The 23,859-nt window shown below is 74.2% G+C and carries 19 protein-coding genes and 1 pseudogene; 8 read left to right on the top strand and 12 right to left on the bottom strand.

The features are described from left to right. Positions 1–383: pseudogene (locus ACWEMJ_RS29175) on the bottom strand (ROK family protein); the annotation flags it as partial. Positions 384–439: 56 nt separating this feature from the next. Between ACWEMJ_RS29175 and ACWEMJ_RS29170 the strand changes: the two are divergent. Beyond that, the gene (locus ACWEMJ_RS29170; RefSeq protein WP_452140107.1) at positions 440–1,687 is read left to right on the top strand and encodes an MFS transporter; all 1,248 of its coding nucleotides are present in this window, start codon (positions 440–442) and stop codon (positions 1,685–1,687) included. A gap of 81 nt (positions 1,688–1,768) precedes the next feature. Here ACWEMJ_RS29170 and ACWEMJ_RS29165 read toward each other — a convergent pair whose 3' ends face one another. The 4 genes from ACWEMJ_RS29165 to ACWEMJ_RS29150 form a co-directional block, all read right to left on the bottom strand. Continuing rightward, positions 1,769–4,210: a phosphatidylinositol-specific phospholipase C gene (locus ACWEMJ_RS29165; RefSeq protein ID WP_452140106.1), complete on the bottom strand. Its 2,442-nt coding sequence runs from the start codon at positions 4,208–4,210 to the stop codon at positions 1,769–1,771. 179 nt (positions 4,211–4,389) lie between these two features. Further along, positions 4,390–4,605 (bottom strand): hypothetical protein, encoded by a 216-nt coding sequence (locus ACWEMJ_RS29160; protein WP_452140105.1) that lies wholly within the window; start codon positions 4,603–4,605, stop codon positions 4,390–4,392. A gap of 214 nt (positions 4,606–4,819) precedes the next feature. After that, the gene (locus tag ACWEMJ_RS29155; protein ID WP_452140104.1) at positions 4,820–5,587 is read right to left on the bottom strand and encodes an acyltransferase; all 768 of its coding nucleotides are present in this window, start codon (positions 5,585–5,587) and stop codon (positions 4,820–4,822) included. Between the two features lie 86 nt (positions 5,588–5,673). Next, a complete protein-coding gene (locus ACWEMJ_RS29150) occupies positions 5,674–6,435 on the bottom strand; it encodes an enoyl-CoA hydratase family protein (RefSeq protein WP_452140103.1) in 762 nt (253 codons plus the stop codon). Positions 6,436–6,734: 299 nt separating this feature from the next. On the opposite strand from ACWEMJ_RS29150, the gene ACWEMJ_RS29145 reads away from it, so the two are divergent. Then, on the top strand, positions 6,735–7,820 hold the full coding sequence (locus ACWEMJ_RS29145; RefSeq protein WP_452140108.1) for a glycoside hydrolase family 19 protein: 1,086 nt from the start codon (positions 6,735–6,737) through the stop codon (positions 7,818–7,820). 65 nt (positions 7,821–7,885) lie between these two features. On the opposite strand, the gene ACWEMJ_RS29140 is transcribed toward ACWEMJ_RS29145, so the two are convergent. Next, the gene (locus tag ACWEMJ_RS29140) at positions 7,886–9,142 is read right to left on the bottom strand and encodes an MFS transporter (protein WP_452140102.1); all 1,257 of its coding nucleotides are present in this window, start codon (positions 9,140–9,142) and stop codon (positions 7,886–7,888) included. 83 nt (positions 9,143–9,225) lie between these two features. Here ACWEMJ_RS29140 and ACWEMJ_RS29135 point away from each other — a divergent pair, with 83 nt between their 5' ends. Both ACWEMJ_RS29135 and ACWEMJ_RS29130 read left to right on the top strand, forming a co-directional pair. After that, positions 9,226–10,212, top strand: a complete 987-nt coding sequence (locus ACWEMJ_RS29135) for an ArsR/SmtB family transcription factor (RefSeq protein WP_452140101.1) — start codon at positions 9,226–9,228, stop codon at positions 10,210–10,212. A gap of 151 nt (positions 10,213–10,363) precedes the next feature. Beyond that, positions 10,364–11,827: an alpha/beta hydrolase family protein gene (locus ACWEMJ_RS29130; RefSeq protein ID WP_452140100.1), complete on the top strand. Its 1,464-nt coding sequence runs from the start codon at positions 10,364–10,366 to the stop codon at positions 11,825–11,827. A 12-nt stretch (positions 11,828–11,839) separates the two neighbouring features. Here ACWEMJ_RS29130 and ACWEMJ_RS29125 read toward each other — a convergent pair whose 3' ends face one another. Further along, entirely contained in the window at positions 11,840–12,295 is a 456-nt protein-coding gene (locus ACWEMJ_RS29125; RefSeq protein ID WP_452140099.1) for a hypothetical protein, read from the bottom strand. Positions 12,296–12,495: 200 nt separating this feature from the next. Here ACWEMJ_RS29125 and ACWEMJ_RS29120 point away from each other — a divergent pair, with 200 nt between their 5' ends. Then, on the top strand, positions 12,496–13,476 hold the full coding sequence (locus ACWEMJ_RS29120) for an endonuclease/exonuclease/phosphatase family protein (protein ID WP_452140098.1): 981 nt from the start codon (positions 12,496–12,498) through the stop codon (positions 13,474–13,476). 16 nt (positions 13,477–13,492) lie between these two features. Here ACWEMJ_RS29120 and ACWEMJ_RS29115 read toward each other — a convergent pair whose 3' ends face one another. Continuing rightward, a complete protein-coding gene (locus tag ACWEMJ_RS29115; RefSeq protein WP_452140097.1) occupies positions 13,493–14,131 on the bottom strand; it encodes a hypothetical protein in 639 nt (212 codons plus the stop codon). 173 nt (positions 14,132–14,304) lie between these two features. Here ACWEMJ_RS29115 and ACWEMJ_RS29110 point away from each other — a divergent pair, with 173 nt between their 5' ends. Next, positions 14,305–16,587 (top strand): glycosyl hydrolase family 18 protein, encoded by a 2,283-nt coding sequence (locus tag ACWEMJ_RS29110; protein WP_452140096.1) that lies wholly within the window; start codon positions 14,305–14,307, stop codon positions 16,585–16,587. Between the two features lie 254 nt (positions 16,588–16,841). Here the strand turns inward: ACWEMJ_RS29110 and ACWEMJ_RS29105 are convergent, their stop codons facing one another. Next, positions 16,842–18,197 (bottom strand): geranylgeranyl reductase family protein, encoded by a 1,356-nt coding sequence (locus ACWEMJ_RS29105; RefSeq protein ID WP_452140095.1) that lies wholly within the window; start codon positions 18,195–18,197, stop codon positions 16,842–16,844. A gap of 155 nt (positions 18,198–18,352) precedes the next feature. On the opposite strand from ACWEMJ_RS29105, the gene ACWEMJ_RS29100 reads away from it, so the two are divergent. After that, entirely contained in the window at positions 18,353–18,898 is a 546-nt protein-coding gene (locus ACWEMJ_RS29100; protein ID WP_452140094.1) for a carboxymuconolactone decarboxylase family protein, read from the top strand. Positions 18,899–18,952: 54 nt separating this feature from the next. Here the strand turns inward: ACWEMJ_RS29100 and ACWEMJ_RS29095 are convergent, their stop codons facing one another. The 3 genes from ACWEMJ_RS29095 to ACWEMJ_RS29085 all read right to left on the bottom strand — a co-directional run bounded on the left by ACWEMJ_RS29095 (position 18,953) and on the right by ACWEMJ_RS29085 (position 22,113). Then, positions 18,953–19,357, bottom strand: a complete 405-nt coding sequence (locus ACWEMJ_RS29095) for a hypothetical protein (protein ID WP_452140093.1) — start codon at positions 19,355–19,357, stop codon at positions 18,953–18,955. A gap of 151 nt (positions 19,358–19,508) precedes the next feature. Beyond that, positions 19,509–20,546: an NUDIX domain-containing protein gene (locus tag ACWEMJ_RS29090; protein WP_452140092.1), complete on the bottom strand. Its 1,038-nt coding sequence runs from the start codon at positions 20,544–20,546 to the stop codon at positions 19,509–19,511. A 148-nt stretch (positions 20,547–20,694) separates the two neighbouring features. Next, positions 20,695–22,113, bottom strand: coding sequence for an acyl-CoA synthetase (locus tag ACWEMJ_RS29085; protein WP_452140091.1), 1,419 nt, complete (start codon positions 22,111–22,113; stop codon positions 20,695–20,697). A 251-nt stretch (positions 22,114–22,364) separates the two neighbouring features. On the opposite strand from ACWEMJ_RS29085, the gene ACWEMJ_RS29080 reads away from it, so the two are divergent. Beyond that, the gene (locus ACWEMJ_RS29080; protein ID WP_452140090.1) at positions 22,365–23,738 is read left to right on the top strand and encodes a S53 family peptidase; all 1,374 of its coding nucleotides are present in this window, start codon (positions 22,365–22,367) and stop codon (positions 23,736–23,738) included. Positions 23,739–23,859: the final 121 nt, after the last annotated feature.

Raw genomic sequence — 23,859 nt, 5'->3', positions numbered from 1 at the left:
GCGGCCGCGGCGAGCAGCTGCTCGGGCGCGGTGTCGGCGGGCAGCGGCAGGTGGACGGTCTCCAGCAGCCGGCCGCCGAGGCCCGCGAGGGCGGCGGAGACGCCGTCGGCGTGCAGTTGGGCGGCGAGCACGGCGGGGCCGGGGTCGGCGGGCGCGAGGCGGTGCGAGGGGCGGCCGCGGCCGCCGCCGGCGGGGCGGGAGTCGACGCTGATCAGGCCGAGCGCCTCCAGTTCGCCGGTGACCGCGCCGGCGGTGGCGCGGGTGACGTCGAGGGCGCCGGTGAGCGCGGAGCGGGTGGGGGCCCGCCCGGTGTGGATCAGGCGCAGCGCCGGTCCGAGCAGGGTGCGGCCGCGGTCGGGGGCGGTGCGGCGCGGGGTGCTCACGGCGGGGCTCCGGTTCGGGCTTGAAGGTGTGTGCGGCACTCCCCTATTCTGACTTTGTGCCGCTACTGAACAAAACAGAAGCCCGCTCCTCCTCGGCCCGCTCCTCCTCGACCCGCCTCCTCTCCCGCGCCGCTCCGTCCGGCCGACGCACCTCCTGGTCGGCGGCACGTCTCGCCCTCACCGCCTTCTTCACCGTCGACGGCTTCCTGTTCGCCGCCTGGGTGGTCCGCATCCCGGACGTCCGCGCCCAGGTCGCCGCCTCGCACAGCGCGCTGGGCCTGGCCCTGCTGTGCGTCTCGGCGGGCGCGGTCGCCACCATGGCCGTGGTCGGCCGGCTCTGCCTGCGCTTCGGCTCCCGGCCCGTCACGGTCGCCGCCGTCGCCGTGTTCTCGCTCGCCGTCGCCCTGCCCGCGCACACCCGCTCGGTGCTCGCCCTCGGCGCGGTGCTGCTGCTGTTCGGCGCCGGGTACGGCGCGGCCAACGTGGCGATGAACAGCGCCGCTGTCGACCTGGTCGCCGAACTGCGACGGCCCGTCATGCCGAGCTTCCACGCCGGCTACAGCCTCGGCGGCCTGCTCGGCGCGGCCGTCGGCGGGCTGCTCGCCGGGCGCCTGTCCGCCGGCTGGGCGCTGGCGCTGTCCGCCGCCCTCGGACTGGCCGTCACCGCCGTCGCGGGCGCCGCCCTGCTGCGCGCCCCGGCCGCCCGCCCACGACCCGTCAACGCCCCGGCGCCGAGCGGCACTTCGCCGGTCTCCGGCCGCACCCGGCTGCTCGTCGTCCTGCTCGGCCTGACCGCGCTGTGCACCGCGTACGGCGAGGGCGCGCTCGCCGACTGGGCGACCCTGCACCTCACCGACGACGTCCACGCGAGCGCCGCGCTCGCCGCCACCGGGTACGCGGCCTTCGCCTTCGCCATGACGGCGGGCCGGCTCTCCGGCACCTGGCTGGCCGAACGCCTCGGCCCGACCCGGGTCGTCCTGCTCGGCGGCCTCACCGCCTGCGCGGGCATGGCCACCGCCGCCCTCGCCCCGTCCGTCCCCGCCGCGCTGGCCGGCTTCGTCCTGGTCGGCCTGGGCCTGGCCAACGTCTTCCCGCTCGCCATCGCCCGCGCCGGCGAAGCGGGCGGCCCGCAGGGCGTGGCCACCGCCTCCACCCCCGGCTACGCGGGCATGCTCGTCGGCCCCCCGGTCATCGGCTTCCTCGCCGACGCCACCTCCCTCCCGCTCGCCCTCCTCACCGTCGCCGCCACCTCCGCCCTGGCGGGCCTGCTGGCCCTCACCACCCGCCGCCACCAGGCCTCCTGACGCCCCGGCGGAGCGTCCGCCGCAGACGTGTGCGCGTGCCCGGCCCCGGAGGCGTTCCGGGGCCGGGCACGTGGGAAGGGGTCAGAGGCGGAACGGGTTTCCGCCCCGGGCGGCGATCAGGTACCAGGCGGTGGCGCCGGTGTGCTGGGAGGCGTAGTAGATGTCGCCCTGGCCGGTGACCAGGCCGTCGCTGGAGGCCGCGACGATGCCGGTGCCGTTGGCGTTGGGCGCGCCGGTCTGCGCCAGTTGCAGGGTGGACAGCAGCGCGGCGGCCTTGGCGTCGTCGCCGGGAGCCTTGCGCCGGTTGTAGGCGGCCAGCAGGTGCGCGGTGCCCTCGAACCACACCTTGGAGGTGTCGGCGGTGCTGAAGCCGACGCCGCTGAACGGCCCGTCGGTGGCGGCCATCCGCCCGGCGGCCCAGTCGGTGGTGCGCGCGTAGGCGGAGTCGAGGGTGGCCAGGTAGCTCCAGGTCTGGACGTCCTCGGGCACCGCGTCCTCGTTGACGGTGACGCCGTCCAGGCCGGTGCCGGTCCACAGGTGGTTGCTGTCGGCGCTGAGCATCGACTTCACGAACGCGAAGGCGTTGTCGCCCCGGCTCTTCCAGGCCTGGTCGCCGGTCAGTTGGCTCAGCATGGTGAAGAACGCGCCGACGTCGATGTTGTGCTCGGTGGCCTTCCAGGTCCGCTGGACCATGCCGCTGCCGTCCTCGGCCGGGGAGGTGTCGGCGTAGCCGCCGGTGTAGCCGCCGGCGCCCCGGGTGTCGGCCGAGTTGGCCTGGATCCAGTTCGCCGCGCGCAGCGCGCCGTTGAGGTACTTGCTGTCATTGGTGGCCCGGTACAGGTGGCAGAACGCCATGCCGGCCCAGGCCATGTTCCCGGTGTACACCGACCAGCCGCCGATGTAGGGCGTGCCGACCGGGTAGTCCCGGCCCAGCGTGGTGACGAACGGGTCCGGCAGGTAGGAGGCCCGGATCCGGCCGTCGTTCACCGGATCGTGGTCCTGGGCGTACAGCAGGCTGTCGCCGAGCGCGACGGCGTGGCCGAGGTCGGTGCCGGTGCGGTTCGTCAGGAGCGCCATGACGGTGAGGGCGTTGTCGTAGGTGAACGACGACTGGTACCCGGCGGGGCCCCACGGGTCTCCTGGCCCGAAGTGGCCGCCCGTGTAGCTCTGCGGGATCCGCAGGGCGTCCTGCGAGCCGTACCGGTCGATGGCGTCCAGCAGGAACTTGTCGGCCGCCGCCGTCGAGGCGGTCGGGGCCACGGTGCCGCCCGTGCCGGGCCGGTAGGAGTTGTAGCTGACGATCTTGTCGATGAGGGCGCCGCCGGGGAAGTCCATCATCACCACGCCGGTGCGGACCACCGGGGCGTGCGTGCCCGTGGTCTGGTTGAGGTACGTCAGCAGGAACTCGTTGACGCCCTGGCTCGTGCAGATCTGGGCGGCGCAGCCGCTGGCCACCGAGTAGGGGTACGCGAACTCCGAGGCGCCGCTGGTGTAGTTGATGTACAGCTTCTTGTCCTGGTCGGGATCGCTGTTCTGGCGGTCCAGGTGCCGCCGCACGTAGTCGCGCTTGCTGGCGATGGCCATCATGTTGGGGACGTCGTACTGGTCCTGGACGAAGCAGGTGTGGTCGGCGGAGTCGGTCCGGTCCTTGCAGTCCCCGGCCTCGCCGGCGAGGCTGGCGCCCTTGTTGTTCTCCATGCCGGAGGTCTGCTGCTTCAGGCCCCACCCGTAGTCGCCGCCGAAGGGGCCGTAGAGGCCCGTCAGCACCAGCTTCCCCCGGACGGCGCCGAGCGTCGGGACCTCTCCCTGGTTCACCGTGTCGGTCGGCGGGGTGACCGACGGCGCGTAGAACAGGCCGGGGCGCTCCGCGAAGTAGCGGCCGAAGAGGTTCTTCCGGTAGGCGGTCTTGGCGTCGGCGGAGGGCGTGGCGGGGACGTAGGTCTCGGAGGCGGAGTCGTAGACGGGCGGCGCCTCGACGTCCACCAGGTCGTCGGTGCACGAGGTCCCCGAACCGGTGCACTCGGCCTTCAGGCGGAGCAGCAGCGTCTCGCCGGGGTGGTTCGCCAGGAACGTCTGGAACTGGTTGAGGGCGTCGCCCAGCATCGCGTGCTGGTAGACCATCCCGTGGTGGACGGCGTACGAGCCGGCGACGTATTCGCCGTTCGACTTGCTCTGCCCGCCGACGACGCGGACCCGGATGTCGAACGCCCGGATGCCGGCCGCCAGTTGGGCGGGCAGGTTGCCGGCCTGGGTGGAGTCGCCCTCCTGGGTCTGGGTCGAGTCGCCGCCGAAGGTGGACAGCGACTCGTGGGTTCCGGGGATGGACATGGCGCCCAGGTCGGTGCTGTCGGGAACGCCCTGCATCCAGTCCGAGCCGGCCGTGGCGGAGCTCAGGCTTTCGTACCAGGGGGTGCTCATGGGGCTGTCCGCGTGCGCCGGGGCGGCGGCGGACACCATCAGCGACCCGAGGCCGAGCACCGCGGACAGTATCGCGCCCACGGTGCCTCTCACATGTCGGTTCATCGTGCTCTCCTCAGGACAACGGGGGCACGCCGCGGACGGCGGCCCACTCGGATTCAGCCGTACCGAACGCAGCTGACGGCCGGTGGCCGCGCACCTGACGCCTCGGCGGCCGAAAGGCGTTCCGGTCGCCCCCACAGCGTCCGGACCGCCGTTCGGCCGCCGACGTGCCGTCAGGGGCGTTACAGCTGCGCGACGCCGAGCAGAGCGCCCTTGTCGTCGACCTCCCCGGCCCGGAGGTTCTCGTCCGGCAGCAGGGTCCTGGTGGTGTTACCGACGTCGTGGACCGTGGGTTCGCCGACGGCTTCGAAGTGGCCGTCGTTCGGGACGTTCGGACCGCGGGCGGTGAGGGCGGGGGCGGCCGCCGAGGCGGCAACGGCGATTCTGCCGAGGTACATGGTCAATTCCAGGTGGATTCGGATCAGTTGAACCGGATCCCGATCACGACCTGTCGACGCCCCCGCGGCCCGACCCCGTCATCAGCGAGATCCACGAGGGAGCATCCTGCCGCACGCGGCGCTCCTCGCCGCACCGTTCCGGCCGGCCGGGTCGCCGGTGTTGTCCACCTGTGACCCTCGTTGCACCCCGTGCCGTCCCGGGGAGCGCCCGCGGCTACTCCTCGGGGGCGGCGCCCTCGCCCGGCAGCCGCAGGTCCCAGCCGACCAGGGCGCGCAGCTGTTCGGCGGTGACGCCGTCGGGGACGGGGCGGGGGGCCTCGTGGCGGATGGGGGGCTGCCAGCCGTCCTCGGGGTTCCAGGTGCGGACCTGGCGGGCGGGGGCGCCGGCCACCACCGCGTAGTCGGGGACTTCGCCGGAGACCACGGAGTTGGCGGCGACCACCACGTTGCGGCCGAGCCGCGCGCCGGGCAGGATCACCGCGCCGGTGCCGATCCAGGAGCCGGCGCCGATCGAGACGGGCTCGTTGCGCGGCCACTGCTTGCCGATCGGCAGTTCGGTGTCGCGGTACTCGTGCGCCTGGTCGGTGATGTAGACGTTCGGGCCGGTCCACACGTCGTCGCCGAGCACGATCTGCTGGTGCCCGACGATGTGGCTGCCCCGGCCGATCACGCAGCCGCCGCCGATCCGGACGATCGGCTCGGGCCCGAGGTCGAGCCCGGGCAGGAAGCCGGCCGAGATGGTGACGCGTTCGCCGATGATGGAGAACGGCCCGACGGTGATCCACTGTTCGTTGAAGACGGTGCCGAGCGGGAAGGCCAGTTTGGTGCCGTCGCCGAGCTCCCCGAACCGGTACGGCCCGGGGCTCCGGTTGCTGACCGCGCCGGCGTCCTGCACCCAGCGCCAGCCCCGGTGCACCGCGCGCCCGGCCGCCCGGCGCGACCTCTCGCGGACGGACTCCAGCAGCGCGCGGACGATCGACATGCGCTCACCGTATCGGCCGCCGCAGGCCCGTGACCGGCAACGGGACCAAACTCACACCGGCCGGTAACTTCCGGCCGGGGACCGGCTCAGCGCACCCAGCGCGCGGGCCGCTTCTCCAGGAAGGCGCGCATGCCCTCCTGCGCCTCCTCGGAGCCGAACAGCCGCGCCGACTGGGCGACCAGCTCCTCGGTGTGCCGCTCGAAGGACTCCCGGACGGCGGCGTTGGCCAGCTGCTTGGACTCGGCGAGGCCCTGCGGCGAGCACAGCCGCAGCGCGTCCAGGATCGTCTTCAGCGCGGCGCCGGTGTCGTCGGCGGCCTCGGTGACCAGCCCGATCCGGGCCGCCTCGGCGGAGTCGAAGGTCTCGCCGGTGAGGTAGTACCGGGCGGCGGCGCGCGGCTCCAGCTTGGGGCGCAGCGGCAGCGAGATGACGGCGGGGGCGAGGCCGAGGCGGGCCTCGGTGAAGGCGAAGGTGCAGTCGGGCCCGGCGACGGCCAGGTCGCAGGCGCCGACCAGGCCGAGTCCGCCGGCCCGGACGTGGCCGTCCAGGCGGGCGATGACGGGCTTGGGGCAGTCGACGAGGGCGCGTTGCAGGGCGACCAGGCCGCGCGGTCCGACGGTGGGGTCGTCGCCGGTGGCCTCGGAGAGGTCGGCGCCGGCGCAGAACACCCGCCCGGTGTGGCCGAGGACGACGGCGCGCACCTCGGGGTCGGCGGCGGCCTCGGCGAGGCCCGCGGTGAGCTCGGCCATCAGCCGGGTGGAGAGGGCGTTGCGGTTGTGCGGGGAGTCGAGCACGAGGGTGGCGACGGCGTCGGCGGTGCTGCGGCGCAGGAGCGCTTCGCTGGTCATCTGGTTCGGCCTGCCTTCCGGCTGAGGGTGGGTCGGACGGTCTTTCGCCTGCACCCTGGCACGACGCCCGCCCCGGTGACCAGCATTCGGTGCGTACACGCCCCCAATTCTCTTAAGGTCTAGACCTATTGACAGTTAACGGCCACCCTGGCTTGAGTGCATGACACACCGCTCGTTCCCCCCACAAGGAGTGGCCGATGTCCCCCACCCGCACGCTCTCCCACCGCCGTTCACGCTCCGGCCGCGGCCGGATCGCCGCCCTGCTGACCGGTGCGCTGGCCGCCACCGGACTGGCCGTCATGCTGCCGGCCTCCTCCACCGCCGCCACCGCCTGCACGACGCCGTACTCGGCCTCGCAGGTGTACACCGGCGGAATGAGCGCCTCCTACAACGGCCACAACTGGAACGCCAAGTGGTGGACCCAGGGCGAGGCCCCGTCCACCGCCGGCACCGGCGTCTGGGCCGACCAGGGCGCCTGCGGCGGCGGCACGCCGACCCCGACCAGCACCCCCACCGGCGGCACGTCCAGCCCGAGCCCGAAGCCGTCCGGCTCGGTCTGCGCCTTCCAGGTCTGGGTGGCCGGCACCCAGTACACGACCGGCACCGTGGTCAAGTACGTGCCCAACGGCAAGTTCTACGTCGCCACCCACGACAACCCGGGCTACGACCCGACGGTCTCCACCTGGTACTGGAGCCCGTCGAACTGCGCCGACGACCAGCCCTCGCCCTCGCCGAGCCCGACCGGCAGCACCACCCCCAACCCGGGCGGATTCGTGGTCTCCGAGGCCCAGTTCAACCAGATGTTCCCGAGCCGGAACCCGTTCTACACGTACAACGGCCTGGTCGCGGCGCTGAGCGCCTACCCGGCGTTCGCGGGCACCGGCTCGGACACCGTGAAGAAGCAGGAGGCGGCGGCCTTCCTCGCCAACATCAACCACGAGACCGGCGGGCTGGTGTACGTCGTCGAGCAGAACACCGCCAACTACCCGCACTACTGCGACACCACCCAGCCCTACGGCTGCCCGGCCGGCCAGGCCGCCTACTACGGGCGTGGCCCGATCCAGCTGAGCTGGAACTTCAACTACAAGGCGGCCGGCGACGCGCTCGGCATCGACCTGCTGCACAACCCGAACCTGGTGCAGACCGACGCGGCCGTCGCCTGGAAGACCGGCATCTGGTACTGGATGACGCAGAACGGCCCGGGCACCATGACCGCGCACAACGCCATGGTCAACGGCAAGGGCTTCGGCGAGACCATCCGCTCCATCAACGGCGCGCTGGAGTGCAACGGCGGCAACCCGGCGCAGGTGCAGAGCCGGATCAACGCCTACACCTCCTTCGCCGCCATCCTGGGCGTCCCCACCGGCTCGAACCTGAGCTGCTGACCCCCGACGGCACCACCACGGCGCGGGCGACCCCCCGGTCACCCGCGCCGTTGTGCTTCCCGCCGTCAGCGCCGCACCAGCAGGGTCATGCCGAAGCCCGCGGCGGCGAACAGCGCGGCCAGCAGCAGCCAGCCCGCCGTGCCGTGGGCGATCACCACCGAGGTGATCAGCACCGGGCCGACCATCAGCGCGCCCGACATGCCGGTGTTGAAGACGCCCTGGTAGGCGCCGTGCGCGTGCTCCTTCGCCAGGTCGTAGCCCAGCGCCCAGGCCCCGGCCTGGCTGTACACCTCGCCGAGCGCCTGGAGTCCGACCCCGGCGGCGACCATCAGCGCCGCCGCCCAGCCGGGCAGTCCGGCGGCCAGTGCCAGCACCGCGCAGGAGCCGGCCACCAGCAGCGCGCCCCGGCGGAAGATCCGGGCGGCCGCGCCGACCTCCTCGGTGCCCCGGGTGGCCCGCACCTGCAGGACGACCACCAGCGCGGTGTTCACCAGCAGGCCGCCGGCCGCCATCCAGCGCGGCGCGTCGGTCTCCCGCACCACCCACAGCGGCACCCCGACCTCGATCATCACGAACTGCAGCGTGACCACCGCGTTCAGGCCGGTCATCGCCAGGTAGCGCCCGTCCCGCAGCACCGCGAGCGTCCCGCCCTCGGCCCTGGCCTTCTCGGCGTGGTCGGCGGCCCGCGGCGGCAGGTGCACCAGGGCCGCGTACATCACCGCGATCACGCCGTAGGTCGCACCGTCGACCAGCAGCGCCGTCACGTACGCGCCGCGGGTGTCGAGTTGGAGCACCACGGCGGCGGCCGCGGTGCCCGCGCCGATGCCGATGTTGGTGACCGCCCGCAGGTAGGCCCGCCCCGTCACCCGGCCGTCCGCCGGCAGCACCTCGGCGAACAGCGCGCCGCGCACCGCCGAGCCGCCCCGGTCGGCGGCCGCCAGCACGCAGGCCAGCACCGCGAACGCCGTCAGGTCGTGCACCAGCACGTACCCGAGCGCGCACACCGTCTGCACCGCCAGCAGCGCCACCAGCACCGGCTTGGGCCCGTACCGGTCGGACAGCCATCCCGCCGGCACGCCCGCCGCCAGCCCGACCGCCCCCGCGACGGTCAGCACCAGGCCGACCTGCGCCACCCCGAAGCCCAGGACGCGGGTGAAGAACAGCACCGACAGCGTCATCGTCAGGCCGTTGCCGGCGGTGTTGATCAGGGTGATCAGGGACAGCCGGCGCAGCACCGGGTCCTGCGGGATCAGCCGGGCGAACCGGCTCGGGGCATGGCTGGGCGACGCGGCCTCGTCGGCCGCGAGTTCAGTGGCGGTCATGACCCGATCAGACCGGGTACGGAGCGAGGGTGGTATTGATTTAGCCCGGGCCTGAATCCACCGGCCCGAACAGGGGGAACGCCATGGTGCTGCGGTTCCGGCTGGGTCTGGCCGACCTGGCCGCCACCTACTTCGCCTGCTCGCCGCTCCAGGAGACGGTGCTCAGCCTGCGGATGTGGACCCACCCCGGCCAGTACCCGCACGGCGCGGCGTTCGAGGCGATGCGCCCCGCCTTCGAGGCCCTGCCGGCCGCGCCGCTGCTGCGCGCCCTGGTGGCGGGCAACAAGTACGTGCCGGACTTCCTGACGCCCCGCCCGAGCGTCCCGTTTCCCGACTTCCGGGCCGAGCTGGCCGTCGTCCGCGCCTTCGAACCCGCCCGGCTGCGGCACGAGTTGGACGTCACCTTCCTGCCCCACGACCGCCGGGTGCCGCCGCTGCTGGCGGCCTTCGACGACCGCCCGGCGGAGCTGGTCCGGCGGGTCGCCGACGCCCTGGAGCAGTACTGGACGCACGTGCTGGAGCCCGCCTGGTGGCCGCGCGCCCGCTCGGTGCTGCACGCCGACATCGTGCACCGCGCCCGGGTGCTGGCCGAACGCGGCGCGGCCGGCCTGTTCGCCGACCTCGACCACCGGCTGCGCTGGACGGACGGGGTGCTGACCATCGACCGCGACTGGGGCGACAGCGACCTGGACATCCCGGTGGACCGGCGCGGCCTGGCCCTGCTGCCGACCTGCTTCGCGCGCGGCGCGATCACCGCGATCGGCCCCGACCTGACCCCGTCGATCAGCTACCTGGCGCGCGGCCAGGGCAACCTGACCGGCCCCGCCGACCCGCCGCCCGCGCCGCAGGCCCTGGAGCAGCTGCTCGGCGCACCGAAGGCCCGCCTGCTGACGCTGCTCCAGGAGCCCACCGCCACCACCGAGTTGGCCCGCCGCCTGGGCGTCACCCCCGGCGCGGTCAGCCAGCACCTCGCCGTCCTGCACACCACCCGCCTGGTCACCCGCGCCCGGCACGGCCGCCTGGTGCTGTACGCGCGCAGCCCGCTCGCCGAGCAGCTGCTCGGCCCCTGACCCCGGCGGCGGCCCGGGTGTCCTCCTGCGGGAGGTCCCGGCCTCCTCCTGCGGTCGCACTCCGGCCGCCGCCGCGGCGCGTTCGCTGCGACCTGCGGGCGACGCGGCAACGACCCGAGGCCGATGCGGCGGCGGGCGCCGCGCGCCGAGGATGGCGGGCGTGACCGAGACCATCGCGGGGCTGCCGCTGTCCCTTCCGGAGTTCCTCGCCGTCCTGGGCGCCGTCGTGCTGGTGACGGCCCGCTGGCTCCCGCCCGCCGTCCGCCCGCGGGCGACGGTCGCGGCGGCGGCGGTCGTCGCGGCGGCCGCGCTCGTGCTGGCGGTGGCCGGGCTGCGCTGGCAGCTCCTGCCGGTGCTGGCGGGCGCCGCCCTGGCGCTGCCGTTCGCGCTCGCTCCGGTCCTGCGCCGGCGGCCCGACCGGCCGGCGCGGCGGGCCCGTTGGTGGCCGGCGCTGCCGGGGTCGGCGGCGTGCCTGGGCCTGATCGCCGCCGGGCCGGTGGCCGCGTGGGCGTTCCCGGTGCCGGAGTTCCCCGAGCCGTCGGGCCCGTTCGCGGTCGGCACCCGGGTGGTGCAGTGGACCGACCCCGGCCGCCCCGAGACGTTCACGGCCGACCCGGACGACCGGCGCACGGTCGTCGTCCAGCTCTGGTACCCGGCGCGGCGGGCCCCGGCGGGCGCGCCGCGGGCCCGCTACCTCGGGCGCACCGAACAGGAGGCGCGCACCGTCTCCGACGCCCTCGCCGACGCGGCCGGCCTGCCCGGCTTCCTGGTGGACGGCGTTCCCCGGGCCCGCTCCCGCGCGGTGGTCGACGCGCCGCCGGCCGACGGCGGCGAACGGTTCCCGGTGGTGCTGTTCTCGCCGGGCTCGGGCGGGGTGCGCACCCAGAACACCGCGTGGGCGGAGGAGTTGGCCAGTCACGGCTACCTGGTGGCCGCCCTCGACCACCCGTACGACTCGGCGGTCGTGGTCCTCGACGACGGCCGGACGATCCGCTCCGCGACCGCCTCCACCGGCGACCGGGACGCGGACGAGCGGCTCGCCGCCGACTGGACCGCCCTCCGCGCCGCCGACCTGCGCTTCGTGCTGACCCGGCTGGAGGACGCCGGCCGGGCCGGGAGCACCGATCCGCTGGCCGGACGCCTGGACACCGGCCGGGCCGCGGCGGCCGGGCACTCGATGGGCGGCGCCGCCGCCCTGCAGGCCGCCCGGCAGGACCCGCGCTTCGCCGCCGTCGTCGACCTGGACGGCTACCCGCACGGCCCGCTCTCCCCGGCCCTGGCACGGCCGGTGCTCGCCCTGACCCAGGCCGTCACCGCGAGCACCGACCCGCGCTACCTGCCCCGCCTGGCGGAAGCCCTCGCGGCGGGCACCGCGCCGGGCTACCGGCTCACCGTCCCCGGCGCGGCGCACCTGAGCTTCATGGACGGCCCGCTCTACCTGCCGCCGGTGCCGTCGCTGGTCGGCTCCCTGGGCCGCGCCGCGAGCGTCCGCGTCACCGCCGGGGCCACCCTCGCCTTCCTGAACGCCGTCCTGCGCCCCGCGCCGACCGACCCGGCCGGGGCGCTGGCGGCCTACGGCGAGCTCACCGTCCACCGCCCGGACGGCGGCCGGTGAGCGGCCGGGGCGCTACCAGGACCAGGCGCGGCAGTCGACGACCGTCCCGTCCGGGCCGCCCACGCAGACGCGGAACGCGACGTCCTTGACGGGGTAGTTGGAGCGGTAGTAGGACGAGACGACCTGGCTGCCGTTGCCGGTGCAGTCCACGGCGGGGCTGCGGTACTGCCAGTCGGGGTTCCAGCTGGCGCCGGTCTTCACGTGGTAGCGGAGCTGGGTGACGGCGCAGTACCCGTCGCCCTCGAGGATGTCCTGCGCGCCGGCGTGGACCTCGACGGTGGTGCCGCTCCAGTCGACCCGGCCCCAGCCCTCGGCCAGGTCGTACTCGTACATGTAGCCGGTGGGCTGGCTGTTGGCCAGGTAGGACCAGCCGGAGATCTTGCTCCAGTCGTCGGAGGCGTGGGCCGGCACGGCGGTGGCGAGGGCGAGCAGGGCGGTGCCTGCGAGGACCGCTGCGGTCTTCTTCACGGTGCTTCTCCTTCGTGGGGCTCCGGTCGGGACGGGCTCATCCTGGCCGCGGGGCCCCGAGCAGTCGTCAACCCCGGGTGGTACGGCGCGGGTAAACCTGGGCTGTACACGTCCTTCCGCACTGCAACCCGCGGCCGGAACCGCGGCCGGGCCGTGATCGTCTTCCCCGGGCAACGGCAATCGGCGATCTTGGGAGCATCGTGGCTGACGGCAGATCGAAGACCGGCCCACCCGCCCGCCGGTGGTGGCGGACGGCCCTGACCGGCCTGTGCGGGCTGGTGCTGCTCGGCGCGGCGGCCCTCGCCGCCGTCCGGGTGCTGGGGCTGGACGACGGGACGACCCTCGCCCTGCCGATGGCGACGCTGCCGTACGCGGCGCTGCTGACGCTGCCGGTGCCGGTGGTGCTGGCCGTGCTGCGCCGCCGCCGGCTCGCGGCCCTGGCCGTGGTCCTGGTGGGGGTCCAACTGTGGTGGCTGGTCCCGCGGTTGGTCCCGGACGCCGGGGCGGCGCCGGCGGGTGCGCCGCGGCTGCGGGTGGGCACCAGCAACGCCTACATGGGCGGCGTCTCGCCGAAGGCGCTGGTCGACCTGGTCCGGGAGCAGCGCCTGGACGCCCTGGCGGTGGAGGAGTTGAGCGGCTCGGCGGCGGCCGCGCTGGACGAGGCGGGCATCCGCGAGCTGCTGCCGCACCGGGAGCTGCCGGAGGGCACCGACACCGCGATCTACACCCGGCTGCCGGTCACGGGCGCGGCGGATCCGGACTGGCCGACCACCAACGTGAGCGTCGAGGTCGGCGGCCGGCCGGTGCGGCTGGTGGCGGTGCACACGTACTACCCGCTCGGCGACGCCCGCAGGTGGGCGGCCGACCTGCGCGCGCTGCGCGACGCCGCGCCGGGGCGGACCGCCGACGCGGTGCTGCTGGGCGACTTCAACGCGACGCTCGACCACGCGCCGATGCGGAGCCTGCTGGCGACGGGGTTGGCGGACACCCACGCCGAGCTGGGGGCGGGGCTGTTCCCGACCTGGCCGGAGGACAACCGGGACCTGCCGTTCCTGCCGCCGGTGATCCAGATCGACCACGTCCTGCACGGCCGGGAGCTGACGGCGGTGTCGGTCGGCGAGCACACCCTGGCGCGGACGGACCACCGCGCGGTGGTGGCGGAGCTCGCCGTCCGCGGCTGAGCCGCTGCCGGCGCGGTCAGCAGAACGCCATGACCGCGCCGGTCTCCACCGAGTGCCGGGCCGCGCGCATCAGCTGCAGGCAGATGAACGACTCGGTGCCGTAGCGCTTCCAGCCCTTCTCCTCCGGGTCGGCGCCGTCGAGCACGTCGGTGACCTCCTTCCCGTCCGGGTCGAGGTCCTCCGGCAGCCCGAGCGCCTCGGCGACCACCCGCAGCTCGGCCAGCAGCCGCACCGAGGAGCCGAGCATGCCGCCGGCCGGCTCCTCGTCCACCAGCACCGGCCCGAAGTCCACCGGGACGTAGTAGCCCTCGCAGTCCGAGTGGTGGATCAGGTGGTCGAACGGGCCCGCCGGGTCGTCCGGTATGTCGTCGTACGCCTCCCTCAACTCCCGGTCCTCGGAGGCCCGTTCGCCCTCCGCCAGCGGCTCGGGCAGCTGCCCGGTGGCCGCCAGGTGGGCGGCGAGGCGGCGCAGCGTGTGCAGCCCCGAGTACCCCCACACCCGGTCGCCGAACTGCTGCCCGCTCTCCGGCTCCTGCCAGCCGGGCAGGCCCTCGCGCTCCAGCACGGCGCGGATCGTCGCGCACTCCTCGCGGAACCAGTCCGCCGTGTCCTGCTCGGCGCCGATCAGCGCCCCCACCACCACATCGAGTCCCATGCGGTGGATCCTGCCGGCCGGCACCGACAGTCGGTGGATCATGCCGGGCCGATCTTCGTCAACTCCCTTCCGGTATAGACCTGTTGACGAGTTGGTCCAGTCCACCTACCCTCCTGTGTGCTGGCTCCCCGGCACCCCTGTACGGAATCCCCCACACCAGACAGGGAGTACCGATGCACGTCCGCTCCAGGCAACGCCTCCGGGCCAAACTGCTGGCCCTGCTGGCCACGCTCGCCCTGCCGATCGCCCTGCTCGCCGCCACCCCCGCGCACGCCGCGGCCAAGCTCACCGCCACCTTCACCAGCGACAACTACGGCTCCTGGTGGAAGGGCACGCTCGTCGTCAAGAACCCCAACGCGACGGCCGTCACCGGCTGGACGCTGGAGTTCGACCTGCCCTCCGGCGTCACCATGAACGGCAGCTACAACGGCACCGCCACCACCACCGGCAGCCACGTGGTCGCCACCAACGCGTACTACAACGCGACGGTGCCCGCGAACGGCTCCACCGAGCCGTACAGCTTCTGGTTCATCGGCAACGGGCCGATCAGCGCACCGCTCAACTGCCGCGTCAACGGCGACAAGTGCGACGGCACCCCGGACGTCCCGCCGACCGCGCCCGGCGCCCCGACGCTGGTCGACGCCACCGCCCACAGCCTCTCGCTGAGCTGGACGGCCGCGGGCAAGGGCGACTTCCCGGTCGCCTCCTACGACGTCCTCAACGGCTCGGTGATCCTCGGCTCCGCCACCGGCACCTCCACCACGCTCACCAACCTCACCCCGGCGACCACCTACAACCTGACCGTCCGCGCCAAGGACACCCGCGGCAACACCGGCCCGGTCAGCACCGCCCTGACGGCCGCCACCGTCGACCCGGCCACCGACACCGTGCCGCCCACCGCCCCGGGCAACCTGCGCTCCACCGGCACCACCTCCACCAGCGTCTCGCTCGCCTGGGACGCCGCCACCGACAACAAGCGGGTCGCCGCGTACGACGTCTACCAGGGCGCCACCCTGGTCCAGACCGTCACCGGCACCACCGCCACCGTCGGACAGCTCTCCCCCGCCACCGCGTACACCTTCACGGTCAAGGCCCGGGACGCCGCCGACAACAACTCCCCCGCCTCGGGCGCGCTCACCGTCACCACCGGCGACCTGGCCGGCCCCGGCAAGTACTCCCGGGTCGGCTACTTCGTCCAGTGGGGCATCTACGGCCGCCAGTACTTCGTCAAGAACCTCGACACCTCCGGCAGCGCCGCCAAGCTCGACGTCATCAACTACGCCTTCGAGAACATCGACCCGGTCAACCTGACCTGCCTGGCGGGCGTCACCAAGGGCACCACCGCCAACCCGCAGGACCCCGACCAGGGCACCGGCGCGGGCGACGCCGACGCCGACTACGCCCGCCCGATGAGCGCCGCCCAGTCCGTGGACGGCGTCGCCGACGACGGCTGGTCACCGCTGCGCGGCAACCTCAACCAGCTGAAGAAGCTCAAGGCCAAGTACCCGAACCTCAAGGTCGTCGTCTCGCTCGGCGGCTGGACGTACTCCAAGTACTTCTCCGACGCCGCCGCCACCGACGCCTCCCGCAAGAAGCTCGTCTCCTCCTGCATCGACATCTGGATCAAGGGCAACCTGCCCTCCTACAACGGCGCGGGCGGCCCCGGCACCGGCGCCGGCATCTTCGACGGCATCGACATCGACTGGGAGTGGCCCGGCTCCCCCGACGGCCACGCCGGCAACCACTACTCCCCCGCCGACAAGGACAACCTGACCCTGCTGCTCGCCGAGTTCCGCCGCCAGCTCGACGCCCTCGGCGGCTCGCACAAGCTGCTCACCGCCTTCACCCCCGCCGACCCCGCCAAGATCGGCCAGGGCTGGGACCTCTCGAAGATCTTCCAGTCCCTCGACATCGCCAACGTCCAGGGCTACGACTTCCACGGCTCCGGCTCCGACAACTCCTGGGAGCCCAACCGCACCGGCCAGGCGTCCAACCTCCGCACCGACGCCAACGACCCCTACCCGTTCCACTTCTCCATCGAGAACGCCGTCAACGCCTACCTCGACGCCGGCGTCAACCCCCGCAAACTCACCATCGGCTTCCCCTTCTACGGCCGCGGCTGGCAGAACGTCACCGACGGCGGCGCCCACGGCGCCTGGCAGTCCGCCGGCGGCGCCGCCCCCGGCCAGTTCGCCGAGGAAGCCGGCACCCGCGGCTACAACAACCTCATCACCTCCGTCCCCAACCTCACCGTCTACCACGACCCCGCCTCCGTCTCCACCTACGGCTACACCGGCAACGGCGGCCAGTGGTGGACCTTCGACGACGCCTGGTCCATCGCCCAGAAGACCGCCTGGCTCAAGTCCAAGAACCTCCTCGGCGCCATGATCTGGGAAATGTCCGGCGACACCCCCACCGGCACCCTGATGAACGCCCTGGACACCGGCCTCAAGTAGCCCCGCCAGTCCCCGCCCCCCACCAGTTCCTGGCCTCCCGCCCCACCAGCACCCCGCCCAACAGCGCCCCGCCGAACAGCGCCCCGCAGGGGCGCGGGGAACTGCGCGAAGCGGGAGGCCCCCAACGCAAAGATCCGCCCGACGAAGAAAGCCCCCCTCCCCGGACGGACCCCGGACCACGCCCGACCCAGCAAGCCCCCCAACACAAAGATCCGCCCGCGAAGGGAACTCCCTCCGCGGGCGGATCCGCAGTCTCAACGCCCCGCGACCGAAGCCAACTTCCGCGCCGCCCGGTGATCCCGCATGATCTGCGCGAACGTCGTGTGCCCCTGCGTGGTCCGCGCGAACGCCCGCCACGCGGGCGTGATCAGCGAGACCGCCGCGTGGAACAGGTGCGGCCGCTTCTCGAACGAGGCCAGCATGATCTTGCCGGCCCGCATCTCCACCCCCAGGCCCGCCTTGATCGCGAACGAGTAGTTGAGCGCCTGCCGCCGCACGTCCGCCGCCCCCGCCGCCTCCGCGACCTGCACCGCCCACTCGCCGGCCAGTCGCCCGGAGCGCAGCGCGTACGAGATGCCCTCGCGGGTCCACGGCTCCAGCAGCCCGGCCGCGTCGCCGGCCACCAGCACCCGCCCGCGCGAGAGCGGAGAGTCCTCGGCGCGGCACCGCGTCAGGTGCCCGGACTCGACCAGCGGCGTGAACCCGGACAGCCCGAGCCGCCGGATGTAGTCCGCCAGGTACTGCTTGGTCTTCTCGCCCTCGCCGCGCGCGGAGATCACGCCGACGGTCAGCGTCCCGGAGTCGGTCTTCGGGAACACCCACCCGTACGACCCCGGCAGCGGCCCCCAGTCCAGGTGGATCCGCCCGGCCCACTCCCGCGAAACGGACTCCGGGACGGGGATCTCCGCCTCCAGCCCCAGGTCGATCTGGTCGAAGCTGACGCCGACGTGGCGCCCGATCCGGCTGGCCGAGCCGTCCGCGCCGACCACGGCCCGCGCCTCCACCCGCCCGCCGCCCGCGAGCGTCACGAACACGGTGCGGCTGTCCCCGCCCTGCTGCTCGATGCCGGTCACGGTGACGCCGGTGACCAGCACCGCGCCGGCCTGCTCGGCGGCCTGCACCAGGCGGAGGTCGAACTCGTCGCGGTTGACCACGCCGAACAGCATCCGCTTCGAGCGCCGGGTGCGCGTCCACTTGCCGTTCAGGGCGAAGGTGACGGCCGAAATCCGGTCCTGCAACGGCAACTTGAAGTCGGCCGGCAGCGAGTCCCGGGACGGTCCGATGATGCCGCCGCCGCAGGTCTTGTAGCGGGGGTGCTCGGCCTTGTCGAGCAGCAGCACCCGCCGCCCGCGGGTCGCGGCCGCGTACGCCGCCGACGACCCGGCGGGGCCGGCGCCGACCACCACGACGTCCCACACCCCGTCGAGCAGCGCGAGTTGCTCGGCGCTCGCGTCGGCGTCGCTCCGGGCGTCGCTCTCGACGTCGCGCTCGGCGTCGCTCTCCGCGTCCGCGATCCCACGTGCGTCCGACGCCTCGTCACCGGCGTCGGCGGCAGGGGCCGCGACCGGCTCGACGGGGTCCTGGTCCTGAGTGCTACCGGTGTCAGTCACGGTCGCCCATCCTAATCTGCCCGCCCGGGTCTCCGGCCAGGACCCGCCCCGCCCGCGAGGGGCGCGTCCGAGCCGCCCGCCGCCTACCCGCCGTGACCGCACAACCGCAGGTCAAGGCCTTGCCAAGGGCGTCTTGAGCGGGTTCAGTAATGGCCATGCCGCACATCGCGCTCCCTTCCCCCCACCCCGGCATCCGGGGCCTGCTGTCCTTCAACCCCGCGTCCGGCCTGCGCCTGAGCGAACTCGCCGAACAACTCCTGCGCGGCGACTCCCCGTTGACCGTCGGCGAACGCGAACTGATCGCCGCCTACGTCTCCTCCCTCAACAGCACCCGCTACTGCGCGGCCGCCCACGGCGCCACCGCCGCCCACCGCCTCGACGGCGACACCGCCCTGGTCGACGCCGTCCAGACCGACCTCGCCACCGCCCCGGTCTCCGACCTGATGCGGGCCCTGCTCCAGCTCGCCGGCAAGGTCGCCGAGAGCGGACTCTCCGTCACCGAACAGGACATCGCCGCCGCCCGCGCCCTCGGCGCGGACGACGCCACCCTCCACGACACCGTCCTGATCGCCTCCGCCTTCTGCATGTACAACCGCTACGTCGACGGCCTCGCCGCCCTCACCCCCGACGACCCCGCCGTCTACCGGATGATCGGCGCCCACCTGTCGGAGAACGGCTACCTCCCCCAGCCCGGCGAGTAGCAGAAAGCCGACGCCCCGCCGCCCGGACACCCCGCCCGGGCGGCGGCCCCACGCTCACAACCTGGCGAGGAACCGGTCCAGTTCGGGCCGCGAGTGGAACGACACCTTCAGCCGCACCGGCCACCGCCGCCCGGGGATCCGCAGCCACAGCGAGTTCCACGTGGTGCCGAGCTTCACCTTCTCCACCATCGTGCCCGCGTCCGCGAGCGCCACCGCGTGCACCGTCCGCTCCGGCCCGTCCGCGTTGCGCGAGCTGCTCAGCACGTACACCCAACGGTCCGTCACCACCAGGTAGTACGCGTCGGTCAGCATCATCCCGAGCAGCGGGCCGAACACCGCCATCATCCAGTTGATGCTCCCGCCCACGGCCAGCACCACCAGCCGGGGGCGGTCCGTCTCGTCGGCCCGCAGCACGGCCCGCCGTGCCGCCGAGACCAGGGCCAGTTTCCGTTCCGTCACGCGTCTCTCGTCCCCTCCACCGAACCCACGTACGTTCGTGGGCGCAGCGGCAGAGAGTAGCGGCTCACCCCGTCGGCCCGCACCGCCGGTGGGCCTGCGCCACGTCGGGACACCACCCGGCTCGCCAGGCCGGGAGGCCCCCGCGGTCTTCTCAGCGCGCCGGCGCAGCCCCCGTCGCCGCCCGCCGCCCGCCTTCCAGGTACCTCAACTCCCCCACCGCCCGCGCCTCCAGCGCCGCCGTCAGCCGTCGCATCCGCGCGGCGGGCAGCATCTGCGCCGCTTCCCGCAGCGTCGCGAAGTGCCAGTCCCGGAGTTCGCCGGTCGGCAGGCGCAGCCGCAGGACCTCGGAGGGCCCGAGCCGGCCGCCGTCGTAGACCAGGCGCAGCCCGCCGCGCCCGCGGCCCTTGCCGGGTTCCCAGTCGACCGCCAGCAGCCGCAGCTCTTCCGGCCGCAGGCGCAGTCCGAGTTCCTCGGCGGCTTCCCGCACCGCCGCCGCGGTCGGTGATTCGCCGCGTTCGACAACGCCGCCGGGGAACTCCCAGTGGGGTTTGTACGCGGGGTCGACCAGCAGCACCCGGTCGCGGTCGTCGAAGAGCAGGACGGCGGCGGCCACGGTGTCCCCGTCGCCGCCCTCGGTGCGCACGATCGGGCAGCGCGCCGCGCCGCTGCGGACCAGTTCGGCGATCCGTTCGGCGGTCTGCCGCGGTGTCAGCACCCCGTTGTCGATCATGCGCGCGTCCCCGGCCAGCCAGCCGCGCGCGGCGAGGTACGCGGGCAGGGCGGCCCGGTTGTGCTGCCGCAGCCGCAGCGTGTCCTCGCGGGTGGCGATGCGGGCGCGCAGGATCGTTTCGACAGGGTCGAGGACGACGTGGTGGACAGGGATGCCCCGGCCGGCCAGCGAGCCGAAGATCTCGTCGCGGTGCTCCTGGCGCAGCAGTGTCATCGGGACGAGGACGGCTCCGGCGCTCTCCTCGGCCAGCGCGGCGGCGGTCTCGGCGACCAGCCGCCGCCACGCGGGGAGTTCCTGCGGGTCGGTCGCCTCGGCGAGGCGGCCGGGCGGCAGGGTGGCGCGCAGCAGCGCCCCGACGGTGTCCGGTTCGAACAGCACGCTTCCGGGCAGCAGCCCGGTCAGCTCCCGGCAGGCGCTGGTCTTGCCCGCCCCGAATGCCCCATTGACCCAGACGATCACAGCACCCCTGTCCCTCCGTGCCGGCCCGGCCGGTCCGCCGGGCAGCCGCGGGGCCCGGGCCCCCACGCCACCCCCAGTGGTACCCACTCCCCGGGCTCCTGAAAGGACCGCCTTGCGCGGCGGCGGGGCCCCGCCCTGCGCCCGCGCCCTACGCCCCCGCGTCGAGCAGCCGCTTCTTCAGCACCTTGCCCATGGCGTTGCGCGGCAGTTCGTCGACGAGCACGACCCGCCGGGGCCGCTTGTGCACGGACAGCCGGGTCGCCACGAAGTCGATCAGCTGCTCGCCGGACAGGCCCCCGTCCCCGGCGACCACGTACGCGACGACCACCTGCCCGAGGTCGTCGTCGGGGGCGCCGACCACGGCGGCGTCCACCACCGAGGGGTGGTCGCGCAGCGCGGCCTCGACCTCGCCGGCGCCGATCCGGTAGCCGCCGCTCTTGATCAGGTCCACGGACGCCCGCCCGACGATCCGGTGGAAGCCGTCCGCGCCGATCACGGCGACGTCGCCGGTGCGGAACCAGCCGTCGGCGGTCCACGAGGCGGCCGTCGCCTCGGGCCGCCCGAGGTACCCGTCGAACAGCGTCGGCCCCTGCACCTGCAGTTCGCCGACGCTCTCGCCGTCGTGCGGCACGGGCTGCCCGTCCTCGCCGGTCAGCCGGGTGCGGACGCCGGGCAGCGGCACGCCGACGGCGCCGGGCCGCCGTTCGCCGTCGGCCCGGGTGGCGACGGTGATCAGGGTCTCGGTCATGCCGTACCGCTCGGCGGGGGCCTGCCCGGTGAGCCGGCGCAGCTGTTCGAAGACGGGGACGGGCAGCGGCGCGCTGCCGGAGACCAGCAGCCGGGCGCCGGCGAGGGCGCGGGCGGCGTCGGTGTCGGCGGCGATCCGGGACCACACGGTGGGGACGCCGAAGTACAGGCTGCCCCGGGCGGCGGCGTACCCGGCGGGGGTGGGCCGGCCGGTGTGCACCAGGCGGCTGCCGGTGCGCAGCGCGCCGAGCACGCCGAGGACCAGGCCGTGCACGTGGAACAGCGGCAGGCCGTGCACGAGGGTGTCGTCGGCGGTCCACTGCCAGGCGTCGGCGAGGCCGTCGAGTCCGGCGGCGACGGCGCGCCGCGGGATCAGCGCGCCCTTGGGGGCGCCGGTGGTGCCGGAGGTGTACAGCACGAACGCCGTCCGGTCGGGGTCGTCGGCGGCGGGCCGCCACTGGCCGCCCGGCCGGTCGGCGAGCCGGACGGGGAGGGCGGCGGGCCCGTCGGCGTCCTGCGGCAGACGGGTGCCCGCCAGCAGGGTGGCGCCGCTGTCGCGCAGGATGTGGGCGCGCTCCAGCGGCCCGGAGTCGGGCGGCACCGGCACCACGGGGACGCCGGCCAGCAGTCCGCCGACCACGGCCGCGACCGTCTCCGGCTCGGGCCGGGCGAGCACCGCCAACGCGGGTGCGCCGGCGGCCCGTTCGGCGACCGCCCCGGCCGCGCCGAGCAGGTCCTCGTAGGACAGCGCGTGCCCGTCCACCACCACCGCGTCCGCGCGGTCCCCGTACCGGCCGTCCAGTGCCGAAAGCAGTCCCATGCCGCCCGACTCTACGAGGCGCGGGCCACCGGAGTACACCCGCCCGGCCGTTCACCTGGCGGGACGTCATCGCCCGTGCTGAGCTGGGTCGTTACCGAACCCCTCCCCTTCCTTTACCGATTCCGGTGGCCGCGCGGAGCCATCCGCACCGCCCGTTTCGGACTATGGCCGGGCCCCGCCGCGGCCGGTGGGATAGGGGTCGTCCCGGCCGGTCGGGCCGGGAGCCGTCTCATCGAGGAGTCCTCTTGGGCATGCACCCCGCCACCGCAGGTCCCCGACGTTCCACCGCGCTGCGGGCCGCCGCGCTGCTCGCCGTCGGCGCGACCGCCCTGACCGGCGCCACCGCGACCGCCCGGACGGCGGCCGAGCCGCACCGGCCGGCCGCGTTCCACCTGCGCCCCGCCTCGGCCGGGCACATCGACGCGGTCGGCCGGGTCGCGCCGATATCGACGTCGGACTGCGTGTCGCAGATCGGCATCCACTGCTACTCGCCGCTGCAGTACCGCCGGGCCTACCACCTGGACCCGCTGTACCAGCAGGGCGTCACGGGCAAGGGCCGCACCATCGTGATCGTCGACTCCTTCGGCTCGCCGACGATCCAGCACGACCTGGAGGTGTTCGACAAGCAGTGGGGCATCCCCGACACCCAGGTCGAGGTGGTCAAGTGGGGCGACGTCCCGCCGTTCGACCCGGGCAACCCGGACCACACCGGCTGGGCGGGCGAGACCACCCTGGACGTGGAGTACGCGCACGCGATCGCCCCCGACGCGCACATCGTGCTGGTGGAGACCGGCGTCGCGGAGACCGAGGGCGTCACCGGCCTGCCGGAGATGATGGACGCCGAGAAGTGGCTCCTGCAGCACCGCGACGTGGACGTGATCTCGCAGAGCTTCGGCGCCACCGAGAACACCTTCCCGGGCTTCGACAAGGGCGACTTCAGGTCCATCGAGAGCCTGCGGTACGCCTTCAGGTTCGCCGCCGCAAAGGACGTCACCGTGCTCGCCGCGTCCGGCGACAACGGCGCGACCGACGCGATGGAGAACGGCACCGACCTGTACCCGTACCGGGTCAACTCCTTCCCGTCCGCGGACCCGCTGGTCACCTCGGTCGGCGGCACCCAGCTGACCCTCGACGACAAGGGCGACCGCACCGCCCCGGACAAGGTCTGGCACGACGACTACGGCGCGGGCGGCGGCGGCGTCTCCGGCGTCTTCGAACGCCCGTGGTACCAGGCGGGCGTGGCCGGCGTGACCGGCAACCGCCGCGGCACCCCGGACATCTCGATGAGCGCGGCCGTGGACGGCGCCGCCTGGACGTACGAGTCCTACGACCCGTCCCGGGTCGGCTGGCACCTGACCGGCGGCACCAGCGAGGCCACCCCGATCTTCTCGGGCATCGTGGCCCTGGCCGACCAGCTCGCCGGGCGCCGCCTCGGCCAGCTCAACCCGCGCCTGTACGCGCTGGCCGCGCTGCCGCCGCAGTGGAGCGGCATCACCGACGTCACCGAGGGCGACAACTCCTGGGACTCGGTGACGGGCTACCGGGCCGTCAAGGGCTACGACCTGGCGTCCGGCCTCGGCACCGTCGACGCGGAGCGCTTCGTGCACACGCTGGCCGGCCGCTGACCCTCAGCCGTTGTGCGAACAGCGGTGGGGGGGGGCGCGCGGCGGGGGGGGGGGGGGCCCCCCGCCCCGGCCGCGCCTGTCACACCCAGCTCGCGGACTGCCCGCCCCCCGCGGCGGAACG

The organism is Kitasatospora sp. NPDC004531, assembly GCF_053602195.1.
The sequence above is the reverse complement of the archived record's forward strand: the minus strand, read 5'-3'. Positions and strand labels throughout refer to the sequence as shown.

Coding starts and splice junctions, on each gene's coding strand:
- ACWEMJ_RS29165 (WP_452140106.1), bottom strand. CDS start 4,210: ATGAACCGACATGTGAGAGGCACCGTGGGCGCGATACTGTCCGCGGTG.
- ACWEMJ_RS29160 (WP_452140105.1), bottom strand. CDS start 4,605: ATGTACCTCGGCAGAATCGCCGTTGCCGCCTCGGCGGCCGCCCCCGCC.
- ACWEMJ_RS29155 (WP_452140104.1), bottom strand. CDS start 5,587: ATGTCGATCGTCCGCGCGCTGCTGGAGTCCGTCCGCGAGAGGTCGCGC.
- ACWEMJ_RS29150 (WP_452140103.1), bottom strand. CDS start 6,435: ATGACCAGCGAAGCGCTCCTGCGCCGCAGCACCGCCGACGCCGTCGCC.
- ACWEMJ_RS29145 (WP_452140108.1), top strand. CDS start 6,735: ATGCTGCCGGCCTCCTCCACCGCCGCCACCGCCTGCACGACGCCGTAC.
- ACWEMJ_RS29140 (WP_452140102.1), bottom strand. CDS start 9,142: ATGACCGCCACTGAACTCGCGGCCGACGAGGCCGCGTCGCCCAGCCAT.
- ACWEMJ_RS29135 (WP_452140101.1), top strand. CDS start 9,226: ATGGTGCTGCGGTTCCGGCTGGGTCTGGCCGACCTGGCCGCCACCTAC.
- ACWEMJ_RS29130 (WP_452140100.1), top strand. CDS start 10,364: ATGGCGGGCGTGACCGAGACCATCGCGGGGCTGCCGCTGTCCCTTCCG.
- ACWEMJ_RS29115 (WP_452140097.1), bottom strand. CDS start 14,131: ATGGGACTCGATGTGGTGGTGGGGGCGCTGATCGGCGCCGAGCAGGAC.
- ACWEMJ_RS29110 (WP_452140096.1), top strand. CDS start 14,305: ATGCACGTCCGCTCCAGGCAACGCCTCCGGGCCAAACTGCTGGCCCTG.
- ACWEMJ_RS29100 (WP_452140094.1), top strand. CDS start 18,353: ATGCCGCACATCGCGCTCCCTTCCCCCCACCCCGGCATCCGGGGCCTG.
- ACWEMJ_RS29085 (WP_452140091.1), bottom strand. CDS start 22,113: ATGGGACTGCTTTCGGCACTGGACGGCCGGTACGGGGACCGCGCGGAC.
- ACWEMJ_RS29080 (WP_452140090.1), top strand. CDS start 22,365: ATGCACCCCGCCACCGCAGGTCCCCGACGTTCCACCGCGCTGCGGGCC.